Raw genomic sequence first — 18137 nt, forward strand, 5'->3', positions numbered from 1 at the left:
CGGCCGGGATGAGGTTGTTCAGGCGCCGTACTCGGCGTCGGTGACGTGGTCGAGCCACGTCACCACCTCGCCGGACTCGTCGGCTTCCTGGATGGCGACGTGGGCCATGAACCGGTCGGGGGTGGCGCCGTGCCAGTGCTCCTCGCCCGGCTCGATGTAGACGACGTCGCCGGGACGGATCTCCTGGACCTCGGTGGCGCCGTCGGTGCCGCGGCGGGCGACGTAGCCGATGCCGTCGGTGACGTAGAGGGTCTGGCCCTTGGGGTGGTGGTGCCAGGCGGTGCGCGCACCCGGGGTGAACCTGACGTGCGCGCAGCCGACAGCCGACTGGTCGTCGGGGTTGCGGACGCCGTCGATGTAGACGGTGCCGGTGAACCAGTCGGCGGGGCCGGTGGCAGTCCGGCCGTTGCTCTGGGTGAACTTCACGGTGCCTCCTGATGCGTGTTGTTGAAGGTGCAGGCGGTCAGGCGGTCGGCGGCAGCAAGCGGCCGTAGTGGAAGGTCATGTCCTCTGTCGGGCAGCCAGCAGGAAGCGGCGCTACGCGCGCCGGTCTGGTCATGCTGGGATCAGCCGAACGGTGGTGGCGATCGCGGCCGGGCTGGTCATCCGGGTGACGTAGCTGCCGCCGTAGCGGCCGTACTTGCCTTGGTAGCCGCTATCGACCTGTTCATGCACCGATGCTTCAACCGGCTCCGCGAGGATGACGTCGCGTTCGAGGCCGCCGGCTCGGATGCGGGCGGTGCCGCTGGCGGTGGCGTGCCGGAACCAAGCGCCGTCAATACCGCGGTAGGAGCGGACGTAGAGGTCGTCACCGACGCGGACGACCCAGATCGGCACCCAGGGGCGGAGGGAGCCGTCCCCGCGGCGGGTGGTGATCTCGAGTTCGTCGGATGCGCCGATGCGGTCGAGCTGTTCGTTGGGCCAGTTGCTCATGCGGCTGCTCCTTCCCTTGACATCCCGGCCTATGCGGCGGCCGGTGCGGCGGTCGGGGCGTCGTTGTCAGTGTGGTGGCGGACGGGTCGCAGGACGGTCGCGGCGGCGGCGGCGAGCAGCGCAACGACTGCGGCGATCAGGAGGCTGGCGCGTAGCCCCCGGCATCAACGCCCCGTGAGCCAGGAATGCGCCGAAGACGGCGACCGCGAGGGCGCCGCCAACCTGGCGACTGGTGTTGAAAATCACACGCAGTGTCTACAGGGGGCGGGGTCGGTCACGGCTTGTTTCCTTCCGTGTGGATCATTCGCGGATCTGGTGGTGGCGTCCGAGGCTGCGCGCCGCGGTCAAGGCAGCGACCACTGCCACGGCCGTGGCCACCAGAAGGCTGGTCCGAACGCCCGCGCCGAAGCCGGCTTGGCCGCTGAGCAGCGCGCCGAAGACGGCGATGGCCAGGGCACCGCCCAACTGGCGGCTGGTGTTGAGCAGGCCGCTGGCCGTCCCGGCGCGGTGAACGGCAACGGAGTTCAGCAGCACCGCGGTGATCGGCGGTGCCACGGTGGGGCCGGCCAGGCCGACAAGCACCATCAGCAACCCGTAACCGGACAGCGGCAGGTTGCTGGGCGCCAGCGCTACGGCCGCGAGGCCGGCGACCATGCACATCAGGCCGGCGATGATGACCGGCCGGGCACCAACGCGGTGGGTGAGGTGCGGCACGAGCGGGGTCAGGCACAGTCCGACCAGCATCATCGGCAAGAAGACCACGCCGGTCTGCAGGGGTGACAGGCCCCGCTCCTGCTGGAGGAACAGGCTCATCACGAACGGCAGCCCGTAGTAGCCGACCATGAAGGCGAACCCGACGACCAGAGCGCCGACCACCGAACCGCTCCGGAACAACGTCAACGGCACCATCGGGTGTGGCACCCGCCGCTCCACCAGCACGAAGGCGATGCCTGCGCAGAGCGCGATCACGAACGCGGTGAGCACCCGCACGTCTGTGAGCCCAGCGGCTCCGGCCTCGACGGCCCCGAACGTCAGCGCGGCCATGGTGACCACGCCTGCGACCTGACCGGCCGGGTCGAACAGCGCCGTACGAACCGGCGAAGTGGCCGCACCCCGCAGCAGCAGAAGCCCGATGGGGCCGACCGGCAGGTTCACCAGGAAGATCCAGCGCCAGCTGGCCAAGGTGAGCAGGCCGCCGAACACCGGTCCAGAGGTCGACGCGACGGCACCACCCATCGCCCAGGCGGCGACCGCGTGGGCTCGTCTGCGGGGGTCGGGGTAGGCCTGGCCGACGAGTGCCAGTGACGCCGGCATCATCAGTGCGGCTGCGGCGCCCTGAAGCACCCGAGCGGCGACCAGCGCGGTCAGGTTCGGCGCTACGCCGCAGACCAGACTGGCTGCGACAAAGAGCGCCAGACCAGCCCCGAAGGCGCGTTTGGCGCCGATCCGGTCGGCCAACGATCCTGAGGTCAGCAACAACGCTGCGAATGCCAGCGTGTACGCGTCGACCACCCACTGCAACCCGGCGATCCCGCCGCCCAGGTCCCGGCGAATGGACGGCAGTGCGACGTTCACGATCACCGCGTCGAGTGTGACCACGAAGAAGCCCAGCAACGCCGCGAACAGCGTGGCCCTCGGGCGGCCAGTGGGCGCAGTCGACAACGCCGGCTCGCCAGTGGTCGGCGTCGGGCGATCGGTGAAGGCGGTCGGGTTGCTCACGAGGTACACCCAACCCCGGATCACCGACCGGTAACAGGGCGGGTCTTTCAGGGTCACGACAGAACCCCCCTCGCACTCAGCGACCGTCGTACCGTGGATCGGGTGAGCGGCAAGAACGAAGAGGTCCGAGATTTCCTGGCCACCCGGCGCGCCAAGATCACCCCCGAGCAGGCCGGGCTGCAGCACTACGGCGGCAATCGACGCGTCAAGGGGCTGCGGCGCGAAGAGGTGGCCATGCTGGCCGGCGTCTCCGCCGACTACTACACCCGGTTGGAGAAGGGCAACCTCACCGGCGTGTCCGACAGCGTGCTCGACTCGGTCGCGTCGGCGCTCCAGCTCAACGAAGCCGAACGTATCTACCTGTTCGACCTGGCCCGCGCCGCGAACGCAGGCGCCGTACGCGACCGCAGAGCGCCCGCCACCAAGATCCGCCCCTCACTGCAACTCGTCCTGGACTCCATGACCAGCACCGCCGCGTTCGTACGCAACGGCCGCCTGGACATCCTCGGCACCAACCTGCTCGGGCGCGCCCTCTACTCCCCCGTCTTCGACAGCCCCACCCGCCCCACACCCACAGCTCCACCCAACATCGCGCGGTTCCACTTCCTGGACCCCAACGGCCCTGAGTTCTTCCCTGACCTCGACGCCTCGGAGAACACCTCCGTCCAGCTCCTGCGAGCAGAAGCCGGCCGCGCACCTCACGACAAGCAGCTCACCGACCTCATCGGCGAACTGTGCACCCGCAGCGCGAACTTCGCACGACGATGGGCCGCCCACGACGTGCGCCACCACCGATCAGGCCTGAAGCGATTCCGGCACCCCGTCGTCGGCGAGATCGCCGTCTCGTTCGAAGCCATGGAACTCACAGCCGACGCCGGACTCACCATGACCACCTACACCGCCGAACCAGGCTCACCCGACGAAGAGCGTCTCCGGCTGCTGGCGACCTGGGCGGCGACCGAGATAGTGCCGACGCAGCCGAGGGAGAGTTCTGCACCCACGGACACACAACGCTAAGAGCCCACTTGCTCTGACCACTTTCAGCTACTCCCGCGCGGCGCTTGCTTGCGTCCGGCGGATCGCTGCGCCCTGCACGACGATCTGAGTGATCGGCGACGCGCATGGCTCCCCACCCCCATCGAGAGGACACCAACCATGCACACCAGAACCCTGGGTTCCAGCCGTCTCGAGGTATCGGCGATCGGTCTCGGTTGCATGGGCTTCAGCCAAAGCTACGGCCCGTCGCCCAGCCGCGAGGACTCGATCGCACTCATCCGCACCGCTGTCGAGCGCGGCATCACCCACTTCGACACCGCCGAAAGCTACGGCCCTTGGACCAACGAGGAGCTCGTCGGGGAGGCCCTTGCCCCGTATCGCGATCAAGTCGTCATCGCAACCAAGTTCAACGCTCTATTTGGCGCGGACGGGACGAGCCAGGGGCAGATCAGCCGGCCCGAGCAGGTCAAGGCCGCCGCGGAGGGCTCATTGCGCCGACTCGGCCTCGACAGCCTTCAGCTGTACTACCTGCACCGGGTCAACCCGCAGGTGCCGATCGAGGACATAGCCGGCGCGATCGCCGACTTGGTCACCGAAGGCAAGGTACTTCACTTCGGCATGTCCGAGGCCGCCGCCGGCACCATCCCCGCGCTCACGTCGTGCAGCCGGTGACCGCCATCCAGTCGGAATACTCGCTGTGGTGGCGCCGTCCCGAGGACGAGGTGCTCGCCACCTGCGAGGAACTCGGGATCGGGGTCGTCCCCTACAGCCCACTCGGCAAGGGATTCCTCACCGGGACGATCGATGCCAACACCGTCTTCACCGAAGGCGACATCCGCGCCACCATCCCTCGATTCGCCGACGACATGCGTCGCGCCAACCACGCTCTGGTTGAGAAGATCTCCGCCATCGCCACTCAGCTCGAAGCCACTCCAGGGCAGATCGCCCTCGCCTGGCTGCTAGCTCAGAAACCGTGGATCGCACCAATCCCCGGCACCCGCAAGCTGCACCGACTGGAAGAGAACATTGCCGCCGCCGACCTCCAACTCCCAGCCGACAGCCTCGCCGAAATCCAGGACGCGGCCGACACCGTCGCCATCGAAGGCGGCCGCTACCCCGAGCACCTCGAGCGAATGACCAACCTGTAGGCCGACCACCCCAGAGCAGAGACCGCCGCTCAGGATCGTTGAGCTGACCCAACGGCTCCTCACTCCGTCCATGCCGAGGTGGCCCACCCGTCCACTGAAGGGTCTGTGCGCGTGGATCTGAGGCCAGCCCGAGTACGGAGGCGACGGCGAGTGCGTTCCCGCCGATGGAGCCGCACACGCGGGTCAGCCCGTCGGCCTGGGCCGGCTTGTCGCAGTAGGGTCGTTGGCGGACGATCCACGCGAGCTCGTGCTCGGCGGCGACGACTACGCGGGGGTCCGCGGCCGGGACGGCGAGAGCGACCAGCGACACCAGACGCCAGTGTGCGCTCGGTCCACTCCGCGTACGGACTGCGACGGCCGTACCCGTCGACGACACGTTGCCCCGCCTCGCCCTCGGAGTCATCGCCGTATACGCCGTTGAACCCGCCGTTGGATCGTTGACCGGCCAGCAACGCGGTCACCGTCGGGCCGTCGAAGATCTTGTCCGCATCGTCTTCGGCCGGCTCACCGAGGAGGTCGCGTCGCACCGCCAAACGGATCGCCGGCTCCTGCGAGCCGAGTCGCCGTTCCACAGCTACGTCCATGCTGCAACCCTCCGGACTCTCGCCGCATGACAGTAGCCCTGCCGGGTCCCCAACCGCCAGCGACGTCGTGCCTGTGCCGAACTCGTGGGTGATGGTGACAATCTCCGGAACGGAGCGGGTCAAGGATGATCGGAGATCATCACGATGTGACGGCCGACAGGCCGCCCTTGACGCGCGGAGTGGAGCTCGAAGACTGGCGCAGGACGAGGCCGCTGCCTGGTCAGCGGGCTGTCGGTGGTGGCTGCGACGGTTTGTGGCATGAAAGAGGAACTGTGGTCAAACCTACGCGCCACCCGTGATGCGTTCGTGTGGAAGTTGGAAGGCCTGGGCGAGTACGACCTGCGTAGGCCGATGACACCGACAGGTACGAACCTGCTTGGGGTGATGAAGCACGTCGCGGCCGAGGAGTACGGCTACCTGGGTGAGGTCTTCGGCCGCCCGGCTCCGGAGAAGCTTGCGTGCTTCATCGACGGGTCGGTCTGGGAGGGCGCCGACATGTGGGCGGCACCGGATGAGAGCGCGGAATACATCATGGGCTTCTACCGCCGCGCCTGTGCACACGCGGACGAGACGATCGGGACGCTGGAGTTGGACGCGGTGGGGTCGGTGCCGTGGTGGAACGAAGGTGAGCGGGAGACAACACTGGGCGCGATTCTGGTCATGATGGTGTCGGAGACCGCACGGCACGTCGGGCATGTCGACATCGTGCGCGAGTTGATCGACGGCATGGCTGGAGGCCAGCGGAACGCCACCGCACTCCCCGACACAGACGATTGGGACTGGGGGGAATGGGTGGGCCGGCTGGAAACTGCTGCCCGCACGGCTGCTGGACGCTAGATCACAGCCGGCCGATGGTGTGCCCACGCCTTGAACCCCTAACCCCTGCCTTGCAAAGGCCATTCACCCACTCACGCTCCGTCCAGCGCGGATTGTTCCCCCGTCGAGGGTACGGCGACGAGCGGTGGGTCGTGGGCAAGGTCGAGCGGTTCAGAGCAGTTGGACGCGGTCCGGTACGAGCCGCGGTCGCCACTCCTTCGTTCGCATGCGGGCGAACGCGGGCTCTCCCACTCCTGGCTCGAGCCATGCCGTGACAATCTCGCTCATGCACGCGTCCAGGTCATCGCGGGCGGTGTCGACCTCGACGTCATAGAGCGCGTTCTCATGGGTCAGGGCGAACTGCTTCCTGGCCAGGCCCGCCGAGCGATCCCCTCGCTGGCGTTCGCGTTCTTCGAGGACGTCCAGTGGGCAGTGCACACCGACCGCGACCACGTCCGTTTCCTTGAACGCATCGACGAAGCTCAGGAGGCTGCCGGGGCTCCACGCGGCGGTGTCCACGATGACGCGGTTACCGGCGGCTGCCATGGTCGCGGCACATCGCGCGAAGCCGTCATAGAGGCGCGCACCGTGCGTCAGGAAGTCTGGGCGGTCGTAAACGTGACCAGGCAACAAGTCAAAGAACATGTCTTCCGCGAAGTGCAGGAACACGTGATCGGCCAGCCGCGTCTGGAGCGCCCGCGCAAGGGTGGTCTTGCCACTGCTGGACGTGCCGTTGAGGAACATCACCCGAGCCCGCTCCACGACCGACCAGCTTAGCCCGGATTCACCGATGGGCGTGGTGGTGTGAGCGTGGCGTGAGGAGCGGATGCCCTTGTGTGTTGGAGGATCGGACTTGTCGAAGGTCGAAACTCTGGCACTACGAAGGGCATCCGCAAGATGCAACTGTCTCACACGTTCGCGGCGACTTCGGCGGTGTTCGACGAGCCGAATCTGGTGTCGTCGGCAGGCCTGGTCCCGGTGATGGGGCTGGCGGAGTCGGCTGGGTTGGCCGACCTTGTCGATGCATGTCTGAGCGTGCCGACCGATAATGGTGCCAACGCCGGCTCGAAGGTGGCGTCGCTGGTGGGTGGGATGGTCGCCGGGGCGGACAGCATCGACGACATGGCGCTGCTCCGCCATGGTGGGATGGGCCGGGTCTTCACCGGCACCTATGCGCCGTCGACGCTGGGGTCGTTCCTGCGCTCGTTCACCTTCGGCCACGTCCGCCAGCTCGATGCGGTCGCCTCGCGGCTGCTGACCGGGCTGGCGACCAGGACGCCGCTGGTGGCCGGGATCAACGGCATCAATGACTACGCGGTCGTCGACATCGACGACACGATCGTCGAAGTCCACGGGTATGCCAAGCAGGGGGCGGGGTTCGGCTACTCCGGAGTGCGCGGCCTGAACGCCCTGCTGGCCACGCTCACCACCGGGCAGACCGCACCGGTGATCGTGGCGCAGCGGCTCCGCAAAGGCTCCTGCGGCTCCGCACGCGGCGCGAAACGCCTGGTTCGTGACGCGTTGAAGACCGTGAAGACCCTCCGAGGCGCCGGCACCGAAGAGTCGTCTGCGGCCCCTGTGCTCGTGCGGGCGGACTCGGCGTTCTATGGCCGGCCCACCATCGCCGCCGCTGTCGGCGCGGGCGCGCAGGTGTCGGTCACCGTCCGCCTGGACACGCCCGTGAAGAAGGCCATCGCCACCATCGCTGACGACGCGTGGCACACGATCGAGTACCCGCACGCGGTCTATGACGAGACCACCGACTGCTGGATCTCCCGGGCTCAGGTCGCAGAGCTACCGTTCACCGCCTTCAGCGGGAAGAAGAAGGCCGACCAGGTGCCCGGCCGGCTGGTGGTCCGCCGCATCCCCGACCTCAACACCACACCCGGGCAGGACGGCCTGTTCGACGTGTGGCGGTTCCACGCCTTCTTCACCACCGTGCCCACCCAGGCGATGGACACCGTGACCGTGGACAAGACCCACCGAGCCCACGCGATCATCGAACAAGTCCATGCCGACCTGAAGAACTCAGCCCTGGCGCACCTGCCCTCGGGCCGGTTCGCCGCGAACGCCGCCTGGCTCGTCCTGGCCGTGATGGCGTTCAACCTGACCCGCGCCGCGGCCACTCTCACCGGGCCGGCGCTGGCCCGCGCGACCACGGCCACGATCCGCCGCAAGCTGATCGCCGTCCCCGCACGCATCGCGCACTCCGCCCGACGGATCACGCTGCACCTGCCGACCGCCTGGCCGTGGGAAACCGCGTGGACACGCCTGTTCACCCACGCCTGCGGGCCACCCACCCCGGCAACAACCTGACCACCCAGCCTCCTACGGCGCGAACCGGAACCCCGAACGTGGACACCTGGCAACCAGGCCAGGCGAAAGCGCCTGCCCCCAACCACAGCCCAGCAGCAACGCGCCCCCGGAAACGATCACCTACAGCCCATCGGTGGATTCGGGCTTAGTGCATGTCCCTTGGGCGGCTGGATCCGCTGGCAGCGTTGGGCGAGCGCGGAGCGGCCGGGCGATACCACCGAGTCACCGGCTCGCTGCCGAGCCCTATGCGGATGAGCCGGGGTGAAGTGTCGGTCACCGCGGAGGACATGCCAGTCGACGATACCGGTGATCCGTCCGTTGTTGTCGCAGAGGACGTTTTCAGGTCTGTAGTCGTTGTGCAGTTTCGGCACCAGAGGTTCAAGCAGACGGGGGAACGACCCGTGCGGTCGACCCTCACCCGTTGAAGCTTGTCCAAATGAAGCCTACGGTTTCGAGGACGTCCTGCTCTCCGGCCGCACGATCGTATCGAGCATCGTCTTCATCCGTTCCGTCGGCAGGGCCACGGCGCGTGCCCAGTAGTAGATGATCAAGCTGAATGCGGCGACCGCGGCCAGATCCCGCCACAGTGGGAGGATCGGATGCTTGAGTGGTCCGAAATCGCTGAGGTAGACGATCACCCCGAGGCCGATTAGATAGACCGGCAGCCATTGGGCGGCACGCCAGTTCAGCTCGGGTGCAATCGGGTTCAATCGGAGGACCCGATTCCCAGCCAGGATGACATAGCCGATCAAGATCGCAATTCCGAGCTTCCAGTCGGTGTCCCATCCGGACCACAAGATCAAGAAGTTGGCGACGATGAACGCGATCGGAGAAATCACCGCACCACCACGCAGTCGATACGGGCGTTCGGCATCGGGCAACCGCTTGCGGAACACGGCGAAGGAGAGTGGCGCGCCGGCATACATCAACACACTGGCGCCGGTGATCAAACCGACCAGTGATCGCCAACTGGGGAACGGTAGGAAGCAGACGCAGCCGATCACGAACGCGGTGATCAACCCCAGCCATGGCACCCCACGCCGATCGGTCGACTGATACCACCTTGGGAGATATCCATTACGGGCAAGACCATACGAGATCCGAGAGCTCGATGCGCCGTACACCAGCGCGGTGCCGCCTGGGGAGATCACCGCGTCGATGTAGAGGATGGCCGCGAGCCAGCCGAGGCCGACCAGCGAGGCCAGCTGTGCGAACGGCCCGGTCATCGCGGTGTACGCACTCGTTGACCAGTGAGTACCGATCTGGCTGGCCGGCAGGCCACCGAGGAACACCAACTGTAGACCGATATAGATGATCGCCCCGATCACAATCGATCCGATCACCGCCAGCGGAATGTCCCGCTTCGGATTCCTGCTTTCACCAGCCAGCTGATCGGCTTGTTCGAAGCCTAGGAAGGCGAACACGATGCCACTGGTCGACACCGCGCCCAGCATCCCGCGCACTCCGTACGGATTGAGCCCGTCGGCAGCGGTGAAGTTCGCGGCGTGGAAATTGACGATGCCGATCACCATGATCGTGAGCAACGGAGTGCCGACCTTCCACCAGGTCGCAGCACTGTTGGTGTTGGCAAGCTTGCGGATGCTGAGGAAGTTGATCGACGTGACGATCGCCATCAGGACGACCGCGACCACGATGCCGGACGGAGTGAGCACGCTCTGCCCAGCGCGTCGCGTCATGAAGCCTTTGGCGAACGCGTAGTGCTGGCCATAGCTGATCATGGCCAAGACCTCGATCGGCGCCACGGTCAACGCTTGCAACCAGGAGAACCAACCGAACGATGCTCCGACCGCACCACCGAAGGCGTAGTGAGGGAACCGAGCCGTGCCGCCGGCCACCGGATACATCGCCCCTAGCTCGGCGTGCACCAGCGCAAGAATGATGATGGCTACGGCACCGATGCCCCACGAGATGAGCGCCGCCGGCCCAGCGGCCTTCAGAGCCAACTGCGACCCGAATAGCCAGCCCGACCCGATGATCGAGCCGACCGACATCCAGGTCAGACCCACCAGCCTGATGTCCCGACGAAGGCCGACGCCGCCCGATGAGGGCGCCAGCGGTACCTGTCCCGCCATAGCGATCACCTCTATGCGCGACCCGCAACACGCTCAACGCCAAGATACGACCGTACGGACACCCACCGAACGTGCCCTAAGGTTCACGCCCGGCCTCGAAGGCCACGCCGCTGTCGGGATGCCGGACATGCCGGCCATGAGCACTGCGCTGGGTCAGACCGACTGCCGCCGGCCGAATAGTCGCAGTTGGCCGAACGCCCGGCGCCCGCTCCACCGCACCTGGCAGCCCTACGGGCCCTCCGCCGCATGAAGGTGACTGGCTGATCCCGATTTCTGCTTCGTCCTTGCTCGTCGCTCGGTGCCCCGTCGCCGGAGGGCCCGCTAGGTGTTGCGGGTCGTGACGTTGGTGACGGTCTGGTGGAGGCGTGAGGCGGGTGGTTGGTCGCCGGCGGCGGTGTGGGCTCGATGGTAGTTGTAGTGGATGTTCCACACCTGGATCGCTCGTGCGCGTTGGCCTTCGCTGGTCCACACGCGGGCGTAGAGGAGTTCCTCAGCCAGGGTGCGCTGGTAGCGCTCGGCCTTGCCGTTGTGGCGGGGTGTGTAGGGACGGGTGCGCTGGTGGCGCGAGGCGAAGGCTGTCGCTGTGCGCACGAACGCCCCGGCCCGGTAGTTCGCACCATTGTCGGTGACCAGGCGAGTGATCCGGACGATGCCGTGGGCTGCGAAGAACGCTCGTGCCCGGTGGAAGAAGCCGATGGTCGTCTTGGCGGTCTCATCGGTTAGGTGCTCGGTGTAGGCCAGCCGGGAGAACCCGTCGACGGCTGAGTGCAGGTAGACGTAGCCCGCCTTGGCACCACCCTTCTTCTTGGCTTTGGCGCGTTGGGCGGCCCGGTCGGCGTCACTGCCGCGCCCGTGGGCCCGCCAGCCGCCACCATCGGGGATCCGGCCGACCTTCTTCACATCCAGGTGCACCATGTGCCCCGGATAGCGGGCAGTGATCCGCTCCGGCCGCCGGTTCGACGCACCGGACGGGTCCAGGTCACGGCGCCGGTTGATGCCCAGGCGGACCAGCCACCGGCCTACGGTGGCGACCGAGACCCGGTGGCCGCGGTGGGTGAGCTCGGCGGCGATCGTGCGGGCGGACCACTTGTGCTCTCGCCGCCAGCTCTCGATCAGCTCCACCACCTCATCCGGTGTCTGTGACGGGGAGGAATGCGGGGCCGAGGAGCGGTCGAGCAGGCCGGCGTCGCCGCTGGACCGGTAGCGGTTCACCCATCTCGACAGGCACTGACGTGACACACCGGCCTCCGCAGCCACGTGTGCGATCGGACGGGTCTGGCACCGGGTAACAAGACGCAGCCGGCCGGCAGGAGTCAACGGGGCGCTAGCGTGGGACACGAGGGGTAGATCCCTTTCGGTGAGCAGGACGGTTGGTCGCACTTCCATCCTGCCGTCGGGCGATCTACCCCTCGTTCACACCCTGGCTACCGTCAACAACCTCATGAGCCACAACAGCTAGGTCTGCTTGCCGAATGTCACCGCCAGCTTCAACAAGGCACTGGGCCCGAGGCTGGCGGAGCGGCCACAGCAGTCTCACAGCCGTGGAAACAAGCTCGTCACCTTCGACCGTGGTGGCGGTGTGGTGGCTTGGCGCGCAAAACGTGGCGCCGCGACGAAACCCGCCAGCCAGGCGCTGACGAACCGCGAGCCAGTCTGTTGACGGTTGCCAGGCTCACGATTGTGGTGGGCGCAGGACGTAGCCGACACCGCGAACCGTGTGGATCAGCGGCTCGGCGTCGACGTCGATCTTGCGGCGGAGGTAGGAGATGTAGAGCTCGACCACGTTGGCGTTGCCGCCGAAGTCGTAGTTCCACACCCGGTCCAGGATCTGCGCCTTGGACAACACCGTGCGGGCGTTGCGCATCAGGAACCGCAACAGTTCGAACTCCGTCGGGGTCAGCTCGATCAGCCGGTCACCGCGGCGTACTTCGCGGGAGTCCTCGTCGAGCATCAGGTCGGCGACCCGCAGGCCGGTGCCGCGGGGCATCGTGACGGTCGCGCGGCGCATGACCGTGCGCAGCCGGGCGATCAGCTCCTCCAGGCTGAACGGCTTGGTGACGTAGTCGTCGCCACCGATGGTGAGCCCGCGAACACGGTCCTCGGTGGCGTCGCGGGCGGTGAGGAAGATGACCGGCGCGTCCACCCCTTTGGCGCGAAGTGCCGCGAACAACGCGAAACCGTCGGTGTCGGGCAGCATCACGTCCAGCACGATCGCGGACGGCTCGAAGTCGCGGGCCTGGGTCAGCGCCTGGTCGGCGGTGCCGGCGACCATGGTGTGCCAGCCTTCGTACCGCAGCGCGGAGGCGATCATCTCCGCGAGATATCGCTCATCGTCAACAATCAACACCCGCGCTGATGAGTCAGCCATGGCCGCCATTGCAGCCGCCTTCGTGGTGAAGGACGCGTTCCCTGCGCGCGCTACGCCCGGCTCTAACGGAAATCACTGCTGACGTCGCCTTCGCCCCTGTCCGGTTGCACAATTTTCTCCTCGCGGCACCGCCGCGACCCCGGCCTGTGCGCCAGATGCCAACGATCGCTTTGACTGCGGTGGACTGGAGTCTCCGAGCAGGGCTCCGGCGACGGCGCCCGAAGCTGTACGGATCAAGAATCGACGGCGCGGGATCGTCATGCAACCAACGCTAGGGAGGACAACGTTAACGGACGGCAAGATGGTTCGCGTTCTGAGAGCTAGTGGCGGTCCTCTAGCCGGTAGCCGTGCCCGCGCAGGGTCGTGATTTCTGGCGCGCTGACGCCGCTGGACGCTGCCGCCTGGTCGAGCCGGCGTCGAAGTGCCGCAACGTGAACATCGAGGGTCTTGGTGGACCCGAACCAGTTCTCATCCCACACGTCACTCATCAGCGACTCGCGGCTGACCGCGTGGCCACGATCTTGGGCCAGCCGGGCAAGCAGGTCGAACTCCCTCGCCCGTAGGTCCACCTCCACGTCGCCGAGCAGGCAGCGCCGGGCAGCGGTGTCGACCACGAGCGCGCCGACCCGTAGATCCTCCGTCGTCGCATTGGCGGGTGCGGAGCGGCGCAGGTGGGCGCGTATGCGGGCCGCCAACTCGGTGAACCGGAATGGTTTAGTCAGGTAATCGTCAGCGCCAGCCTCCAGACCGAGGATGACGTCGAGTTCTTCTTGGCGCGCGGTGAGCATGACGATCACGGTGTCGGGTTGAATGCGACGCAGCCGACGGCAGACCTCGACACCATCAAGGTCCGGCAGTGACAAATCTAAGAGGATCAGGTCCCATGGTCGGTCGTTCTCCAGCGCAGCCTGTCCCCCTTTGACCCAGGTCACCTCGTGACCCTGGCTGCTCAGGCCGTCCTTGAGAACCTTGCCAATGATCTCGTCGTCCTCGACGACAAGTATCCCGGTCATGCAGTCACCATAACGTCGTGTCACAGGCTGCCAGGGTGGAGGAGATCTCTTTCAAGATCACTGTTGCTCCTCGCGCAGGACAGGCAGGGGGTCACGCTGGATTGCCGTGGCCGCGGCCAAAGCCGCCACTCCGGTCGCCACCACCGCGGCCGTGAGAAGCAGGGCGAGGTAGCCGCCGGGAACGAATGCGTGCTCCGGCGGCGGGTCGAAGACCCCGTTGAGCACAGTCACCAGAACGGGCGCGATTACGAACGACAAACCGGTCGCGGTGATCACGCCGATGCCGAGTACCGCGGCCGCCTCCACCGCCACCAGGCCACGAAGTTGGCGGCGACGCGCACCAAGGACCGCCGCCACAGCGGCGGTGCGGCGACGCTCGACCAAGCCCAGTGCGAGCACCGCGCCGGCCGCGCTGACAACCAGGGCGACTGCCGCGGCCAGCTCGATCCGAGCCAAGCCGCTGATGTCAACGCTCGTCAGTGTGGAACCGATCGTCGTGTGGACGTGTTGCACGTCGACGACGTGTGCGGTAGGTCCGAGCGTGTGGCGTAGCCTGGAAGCGACCGCCGGTGCGGCCGATCTGCCCGCGCGGACGAGGAACGTCCCAACCGCGTTGCTGCCCGTCTTGGCTGCCACGTAGTCGGCGTTTGCGACCAGAAAGCTGTCCCGCGGTGCGGTGGGGAACTCGGCGACGATCCCGACGTAATGAAAGGGAACGGTACGGTACCGACCCGTTCGCGCATCCTGCAGTCGCAGCCGGATCGCATCACCGACATGAAGCTGGTAGTCGTTGACCGTCTCCGCGCTGACAAGCACGCCGTCCCGGTGTGTGGTGAGCGCCGCTAGCACCGAACGCGCGGTACCCCCTTGGAAGTAGCTGTCCTGCAGGGTCGTCGCGCGTCGCAACGTGGCGGGGCGGACACCGTAGAAATCCTGCAGGTCGGAGCCCACGTAGGCAAACCGATGCTGCAGCGGCTCGACCGCCTGAACACCAGGCACCGAGGCGATCCGGTGCGCAAACGACGGTCCCGTCCGTGACGAGCTCGGCTTCGTCACCGCCACGTCCGCTCCGTTCGTGAGCTGGGCGTCGACCAGTGCCTGCCTCGCATACGTCGTGGTGAGCACGGCGGTGGTGGCGGCGAAGCTGAGGGCAAGCGCCACCGCGAGGGTGCCGCGGGCGATTACTCCGGCCTGTCGAGCCAGAACGGCGGCGGCCGTCCCTGCCAGCGGCCCGGTGACCGGTCGTGCAGCGGCGCCGACGAGCCGCCGGCCTTTGGTCAGCACGGTCACCGTCAACGCCCATACCCCCAACCCTCCTCCTACCCAGAGCAGGGCCGGTCCGATGAATGCCCAGTAGTTTACCGAGATGGCGGGCGCGCCTTCGGGGGCGAGGACGAGCTGGTAATTGTTGCCGCTGCTCAGGCGAACGACCAGGGCGCCGACAGCCACGCACAACCCGGCGGCGAGCGGGAGCACCCAGCCGGCGCCTGGCCTGCGGCGGCCGACGGCAGCTTCCATACTGGCCACTGTTTCGGTCCGGGCGGCGCGCAGGCATGGGAGCACGCTCGCGGACACTGCTGTTGCCAGGCCGACCACCGTTGCCGCGCCTGCCCAGGCGATCGCCTGGGCAGGCGTAGCACCGTATCCCACCGAACCGAAGGAGAACCGCCCGAGCAGGGCAGCTGCACCCAGCCCAGCGATCACGCCTAGGCCCCCGCTGACAAGCCCCTCGGCCGCCGCCAAGCTGAGCAGACCGAGCGAGCTCGCCCCGCGGGTTCGGAGCAACGCCTGTTCGCGCCGGCGCCGTTCACCCCCCGCCGCAGCGACCGACACTGTGAGAAGCAGTGCGACGGCGACCCCGGGAACGCCGAGGAACAAGAACAACACCTGCGCGTACGCCGCGTCCTCTCTCGCGGCGGCGAGTGCGTCGCCGAGGTCATCACCCACGATGCCCGCACCTGCGAGCTTCGCCTCGAAGTGGTGTGCGGCCTGGGTGCTCTGGGTGTACGCGGTGGCGGGATCGTTCGCAAGCGGACGGATGCGGGACGCGTGGACCTGCCAGGACACGAGATCGGGGCGGCGCTTGGCCAGCGGGGCGAACAGCCGGTGGAACAGGTCGGCCGGCAACAGCATCACGTTGTCCGGCGGTGCAGTCGGCTGGGCGCTCGGTGGTGCGCCGATCGTGTGGAACAAGACGTCGGCTGCGGGCAGCTCGACCACACCGCCGACCCGAACACGTGCCGAGGGCAACCCCGAGCGGCCTATCCTGACCAGGGAACCGGGCTGCGCGTGTAGGTTCGCCGCGGTCTGCTGGGCAAGTAGGACCGAGCCGGGCCGCATCGAGCCAGCGAGGAGTCGGACTTCGCCGGGAAAGGTGCGCACGTAGCTGCCCGGCAGCCCGAGCACCACGCCTGCACCGGTGGTCGAGGTGTTTCCGGACGATGTTGCCGTGAACCCTTTCGAGGTTCCAAAGCCGACCAGCAGTGCCTGCTTCGTCCCCGGCTCGGCGGCAGTGGCTCGATGTGCGCTAGCGGGGTTGGCGCCCGACCGGACCTTGACCTGCCAGTCGACCGGCACGTCGCGGCTTACCCGCGAGGTCATGCTGGCCTGCGCGGACGCGACAAAGCTTCCGAGGGCCGCGAGCAAGGCGACCGCGACCGCGATGCCCGTCGAAGCCAGAACTATCCGCCCACGCCGCCTTCGCAGCGTTCCTGCAAGCCAGGCGCAGATCATGGCCGCCCCCTCCCCAAGGCTTTGTGAGCGGTGTCTTCGTAAGCGGTGTCGAGGCGGCCGTCCCGCATCATCCAGCGCGTGCCCAACCGTTCGGCTATGCCGAGATCATGAGTGGCGATGAGGAGTGCCGCCCCGGTATGCCGGGCAGCGGCCTCCAGCGCGGTTACCACAGCACGGCCGGTGGTGACGTCCAGGCGGCCGGTGGGTTCGTCTGCCAGGAGCAGACGTGGCCCGGTCACGATGGCGCGCGCCACCGCGACCCGCTGCGCCTGTCCTCCTGACAATTCCTCCGGAAGCCGGTCCGCGAGCTCGGCGACGCCTACGACGTCGAGGGCCCGCATCGCACGATGACTGCTGTCCGTCTCCCCTTTGAGCAGCAGGGCGAGCAGGACGTTCTCGCGAACATTCAGCGCTGGCACGAGGCTGGGCGCCTGGAACACCACCGAGACCCCGACGGGCCGACGGACGGCTTCGGGATCGGAGTCCTCTGCGTGGACGGATGCCAGGCCCGGCCACTCGATCGTCCCGGTAGTGGGTGCCTCAAGACCCGCCATCAGATGCAGCAAGGTGGACTTGCCCGAGCCCGAACGACCTACCAGCGCGATCCGGGTGCCGAGCCTCACCTCACAGTCGACGCCGTGGACGGCGACGACGGCGCGACCGTAGGTCCGTGAGACATTCACCAACGAGACCGCGACACCGGCTTGACCAGGCACGGCGGCTGCCTCCGGCCCGTTACCAGCTGCCCCCACGTGATGCTCCCGTCAGTGATGACAACTACGCGGTCGGCGCTGTCCGCCACAGCCGGGCTGTGGCTCGCCACGACAACAGCGGCGCCACCGTGGGCATGATCAAGCAGCAGACGGACGATGCGGCGCTCCCCCTCCTCGTCCAATTCGCTCGTGGGTTCGTCGGCCACGAGGAGGGGAGGACGATTGACCAGCGCCACCGCCAGTGACGCCCGGGCAGCCTCGCCGCCCGACAGCTGTGAAGGAGACGCATCCGCACGGACATCAAGCCCGACGGAATCGACCACCTCGCGGATGCGTGCCGGTTCGCCGTGACGATGGCGGCCCGCAAGGCGGTGCGCTAGCCGAACATTGCCAGTGACAGTGAGATGGTCGAGAAGGTTGCCGTTCTGACCCATCACTCCGACCAGGCGGGCCCGCAGCCGCGAACGCACGCGCTCTGGAACATGACTCATCTGTTGGCCAGCCACCAGAATCCGACCACCGTCCGGGTCATCGAGACCCGCCACGCATGACAGCAGAGTCGACTTGCCCGAACCCGACGGGCCGGTCACCGCCACCAGTTCGCCCGCCTCGACCTGGAGGGACACGTCCCGCAGAGCCACAACCTCCTCCTCGGCGGAGCGGTAGAAACGGTAAAGACCTTGGGCCGTGAGAATGGGCACCATC

General features: G+C 67.4%; 17 protein-coding genes. 5 read left to right on the forward strand and 12 right to left on the reverse strand.

Annotation, left to right across the window (positions count from 1 at the left end; translation table 11 throughout):
• Positions 1-18: 18 nt before the first annotated feature.
• The 3 genes from F4554_RS18550 to F4554_RS18560 all read right to left on the reverse strand — a co-directional run bounded on the left by F4554_RS18550 (position 19) and on the right by F4554_RS18560 (position 2652).
• Positions 19-426, reverse strand: coding sequence for a (R)-mandelonitrile lyase (locus tag F4554_RS18550; protein ID WP_179788736.1), 408 nt, complete (start codon positions 424-426; stop codon positions 19-21).
• Between the two features lie 129 nt (positions 427-555).
• Positions 556-933 (reverse strand): DUF2255 family protein, encoded by a 378-nt coding sequence (locus F4554_RS18555; protein WP_179788737.1) that lies wholly within the window; start codon positions 931-933, stop codon positions 556-558.
• 300 nt (positions 934-1233) lie between these two features.
• Entirely contained in the window at positions 1234-2652 is a 1419-nt protein-coding gene (locus F4554_RS18560; protein ID WP_337796095.1) for an MFS transporter, read from the reverse strand.
• Positions 2653-2754: 102 nt separating this feature from the next.
• Between F4554_RS18560 and F4554_RS18565 the strand changes: the two genes are divergently transcribed.
• The 4 genes from F4554_RS18565 (at position 2755) to F4554_RS18575 (ending at position 6217) form a co-directional block, all read left to right on the forward strand.
• Positions 2755-3669 (forward strand): MmyB family transcriptional regulator, encoded by a 915-nt coding sequence (locus tag F4554_RS18565; protein ID WP_179788738.1) that lies wholly within the window; start codon positions 2755-2757, stop codon positions 3667-3669.
• Positions 3670-3807: 138 nt separating this feature from the next.
• Positions 3808-4320 (forward strand): aldo/keto reductase, encoded by a 513-nt coding sequence (locus F4554_RS33135; RefSeq protein WP_272955888.1) that lies wholly within the window; start codon positions 3808-3810, stop codon positions 4318-4320.
• On the forward strand, positions 4317-4796 hold the full coding sequence (locus tag F4554_RS33140; protein ID WP_337796096.1) for an aldo/keto reductase: 480 nt from the start codon (positions 4317-4319) through the stop codon (positions 4794-4796). Before F4554_RS33135 ends, F4554_RS33140 begins: the two co-directional genes overlap by 4 nt.
• 821 nt (positions 4797-5617) lie before the next feature.
• Complete coding sequence (locus F4554_RS18575; protein ID WP_337796097.1) at positions 5618-6217, forward strand: DinB family protein; 600 nt, start codon at positions 5618-5620, stop codon at positions 6215-6217.
• A gap of 150 nt (positions 6218-6367) precedes the next feature.
• On the opposite strand, the gene F4554_RS18580 is transcribed toward F4554_RS18575, so the two are convergent.
• Positions 6368-6958, reverse strand: coding sequence for a phosphotransferase-like protein (locus F4554_RS18580; protein ID WP_179788739.1), 591 nt, complete (start codon positions 6956-6958; stop codon positions 6368-6370).
• Between the two features lie 135 nt (positions 6959-7093).
• Here F4554_RS18580 and F4554_RS18585 point away from each other — a divergent pair, with 135 nt between their 5' ends.
• On the forward strand, positions 7094-8512 hold the full coding sequence (locus tag F4554_RS18585; protein ID WP_179788740.1) for an IS1380 family transposase: 1419 nt from the start codon (positions 7094-7096) through the stop codon (positions 8510-8512).
• 116 nt (positions 8513-8628) lie between these two features.
• On the opposite strand, the gene F4554_RS34055 is transcribed toward F4554_RS18585, so the two are convergent.
• The 8 genes from F4554_RS34055 to F4554_RS18625 form a co-directional block, all read right to left on the reverse strand.
• Complete coding sequence (locus tag F4554_RS34055) at positions 8629-8883, reverse strand: phosphotransferase (RefSeq protein WP_179788741.1); 255 nt, start codon at positions 8881-8883, stop codon at positions 8629-8631.
• 72 nt (positions 8884-8955) lie between these two features.
• Positions 8956-10605, reverse strand: a complete 1650-nt coding sequence (locus F4554_RS18595) for an APC family permease (RefSeq protein WP_179788742.1) — start codon at positions 10603-10605, stop codon at positions 8956-8958.
• 321 nt (positions 10606-10926) lie between these two features.
• Complete coding sequence (locus F4554_RS18600; RefSeq protein WP_179788743.1) at positions 10927-11943, reverse strand: IS481 family transposase; 1017 nt, start codon at positions 11941-11943, stop codon at positions 10927-10929.
• A 334-nt stretch (positions 11944-12277) separates the two neighbouring features.
• Complete coding sequence (locus tag F4554_RS18605) at positions 12278-12973, reverse strand: response regulator transcription factor (protein ID WP_238341337.1); 696 nt, start codon at positions 12971-12973, stop codon at positions 12278-12280.
• Between the two features lie 320 nt (positions 12974-13293).
• A complete protein-coding gene (locus tag F4554_RS18610) occupies positions 13294-13986 on the reverse strand; it encodes a response regulator transcription factor (protein WP_179788745.1) in 693 nt (230 codons plus the stop codon).
• Positions 13987-14043: 57 nt separating this feature from the next.
• Entirely contained in the window at positions 14044-16719 is a 2676-nt protein-coding gene (locus tag F4554_RS18615; RefSeq protein WP_179788746.1) for an FtsX-like permease family protein, read from the reverse strand.
• The gene (locus tag F4554_RS18620) at positions 16716-17435 is read right to left on the reverse strand and encodes an ATP-binding cassette domain-containing protein (RefSeq protein WP_179788747.1); all 720 of its coding nucleotides are present in this window, start codon (positions 17433-17435) and stop codon (positions 16716-16718) included. Before F4554_RS18620 ends, F4554_RS18615 begins: the two co-directional genes overlap by 4 nt.
• Positions 17399-18136: an ABC transporter ATP-binding protein gene (locus tag F4554_RS18625; RefSeq protein ID WP_179791628.1), complete on the reverse strand. Its 738-nt coding sequence runs from the start codon at positions 18134-18136 to the stop codon at positions 17399-17401. Before F4554_RS18625 ends, F4554_RS18620 begins: the two co-directional genes overlap by 37 nt.
• Between the last annotated feature and the right edge of the window lies 1 nt (position 18137).

It is taken from the genome of Actinopolymorpha rutila, assembly GCF_013407855.1.
GTDB classification, from domain to species: domain Bacteria; phylum Actinomycetota; class Actinomycetes; order Propionibacteriales; family Actinopolymorphaceae; genus Actinopolymorpha; species Actinopolymorpha rutila.

Coding starts and splice junctions, on each gene's coding strand:
- F4554_RS18610 (WP_179788745.1), bottom strand. CDS start 13,986: ATGACCGGGATACTTGTCGTCGAGGACGACGAGATCATTGGCAAGGTT.
- F4554_RS18605 (WP_238341337.1), bottom strand. CDS start 12,973: ATGGCTGACTCATCAGCGCGGGTGTTGATTGTTGACGATGAGCGATAT.
- F4554_RS18625 (WP_179791628.1), bottom strand. CDS start 18,136: ATGGTGCCCATTCTCACGGCCCAAGGTCTTTACCGTTTCTACCGCTCC.
- F4554_RS18585 (WP_179788740.1), top strand. CDS start 7,094: ATGCAACTGTCTCACACGTTCGCGGCGACTTCGGCGGTGTTCGACGAG.
- F4554_RS18595 (WP_179788742.1), bottom strand. CDS start 10,605: ATGGCGGGACAGGTACCGCTGGCGCCCTCATCGGGCGGCGTCGGCCTT.
- F4554_RS33135 (WP_272955888.1), top strand. CDS start 3,808: ATGCACACCAGAACCCTGGGTTCCAGCCGTCTCGAGGTATCGGCGATC.
- F4554_RS18615 (WP_179788746.1), bottom strand. CDS start 16,719: ATGATCTGCGCCTGGCTTGCAGGAACGCTGCGAAGGCGGCGTGGGCGG.
- F4554_RS18555 (WP_179788737.1), bottom strand. CDS start 933: ATGAGCAACTGGCCCAACGAACAGCTCGACCGCATCGGCGCATCCGAC.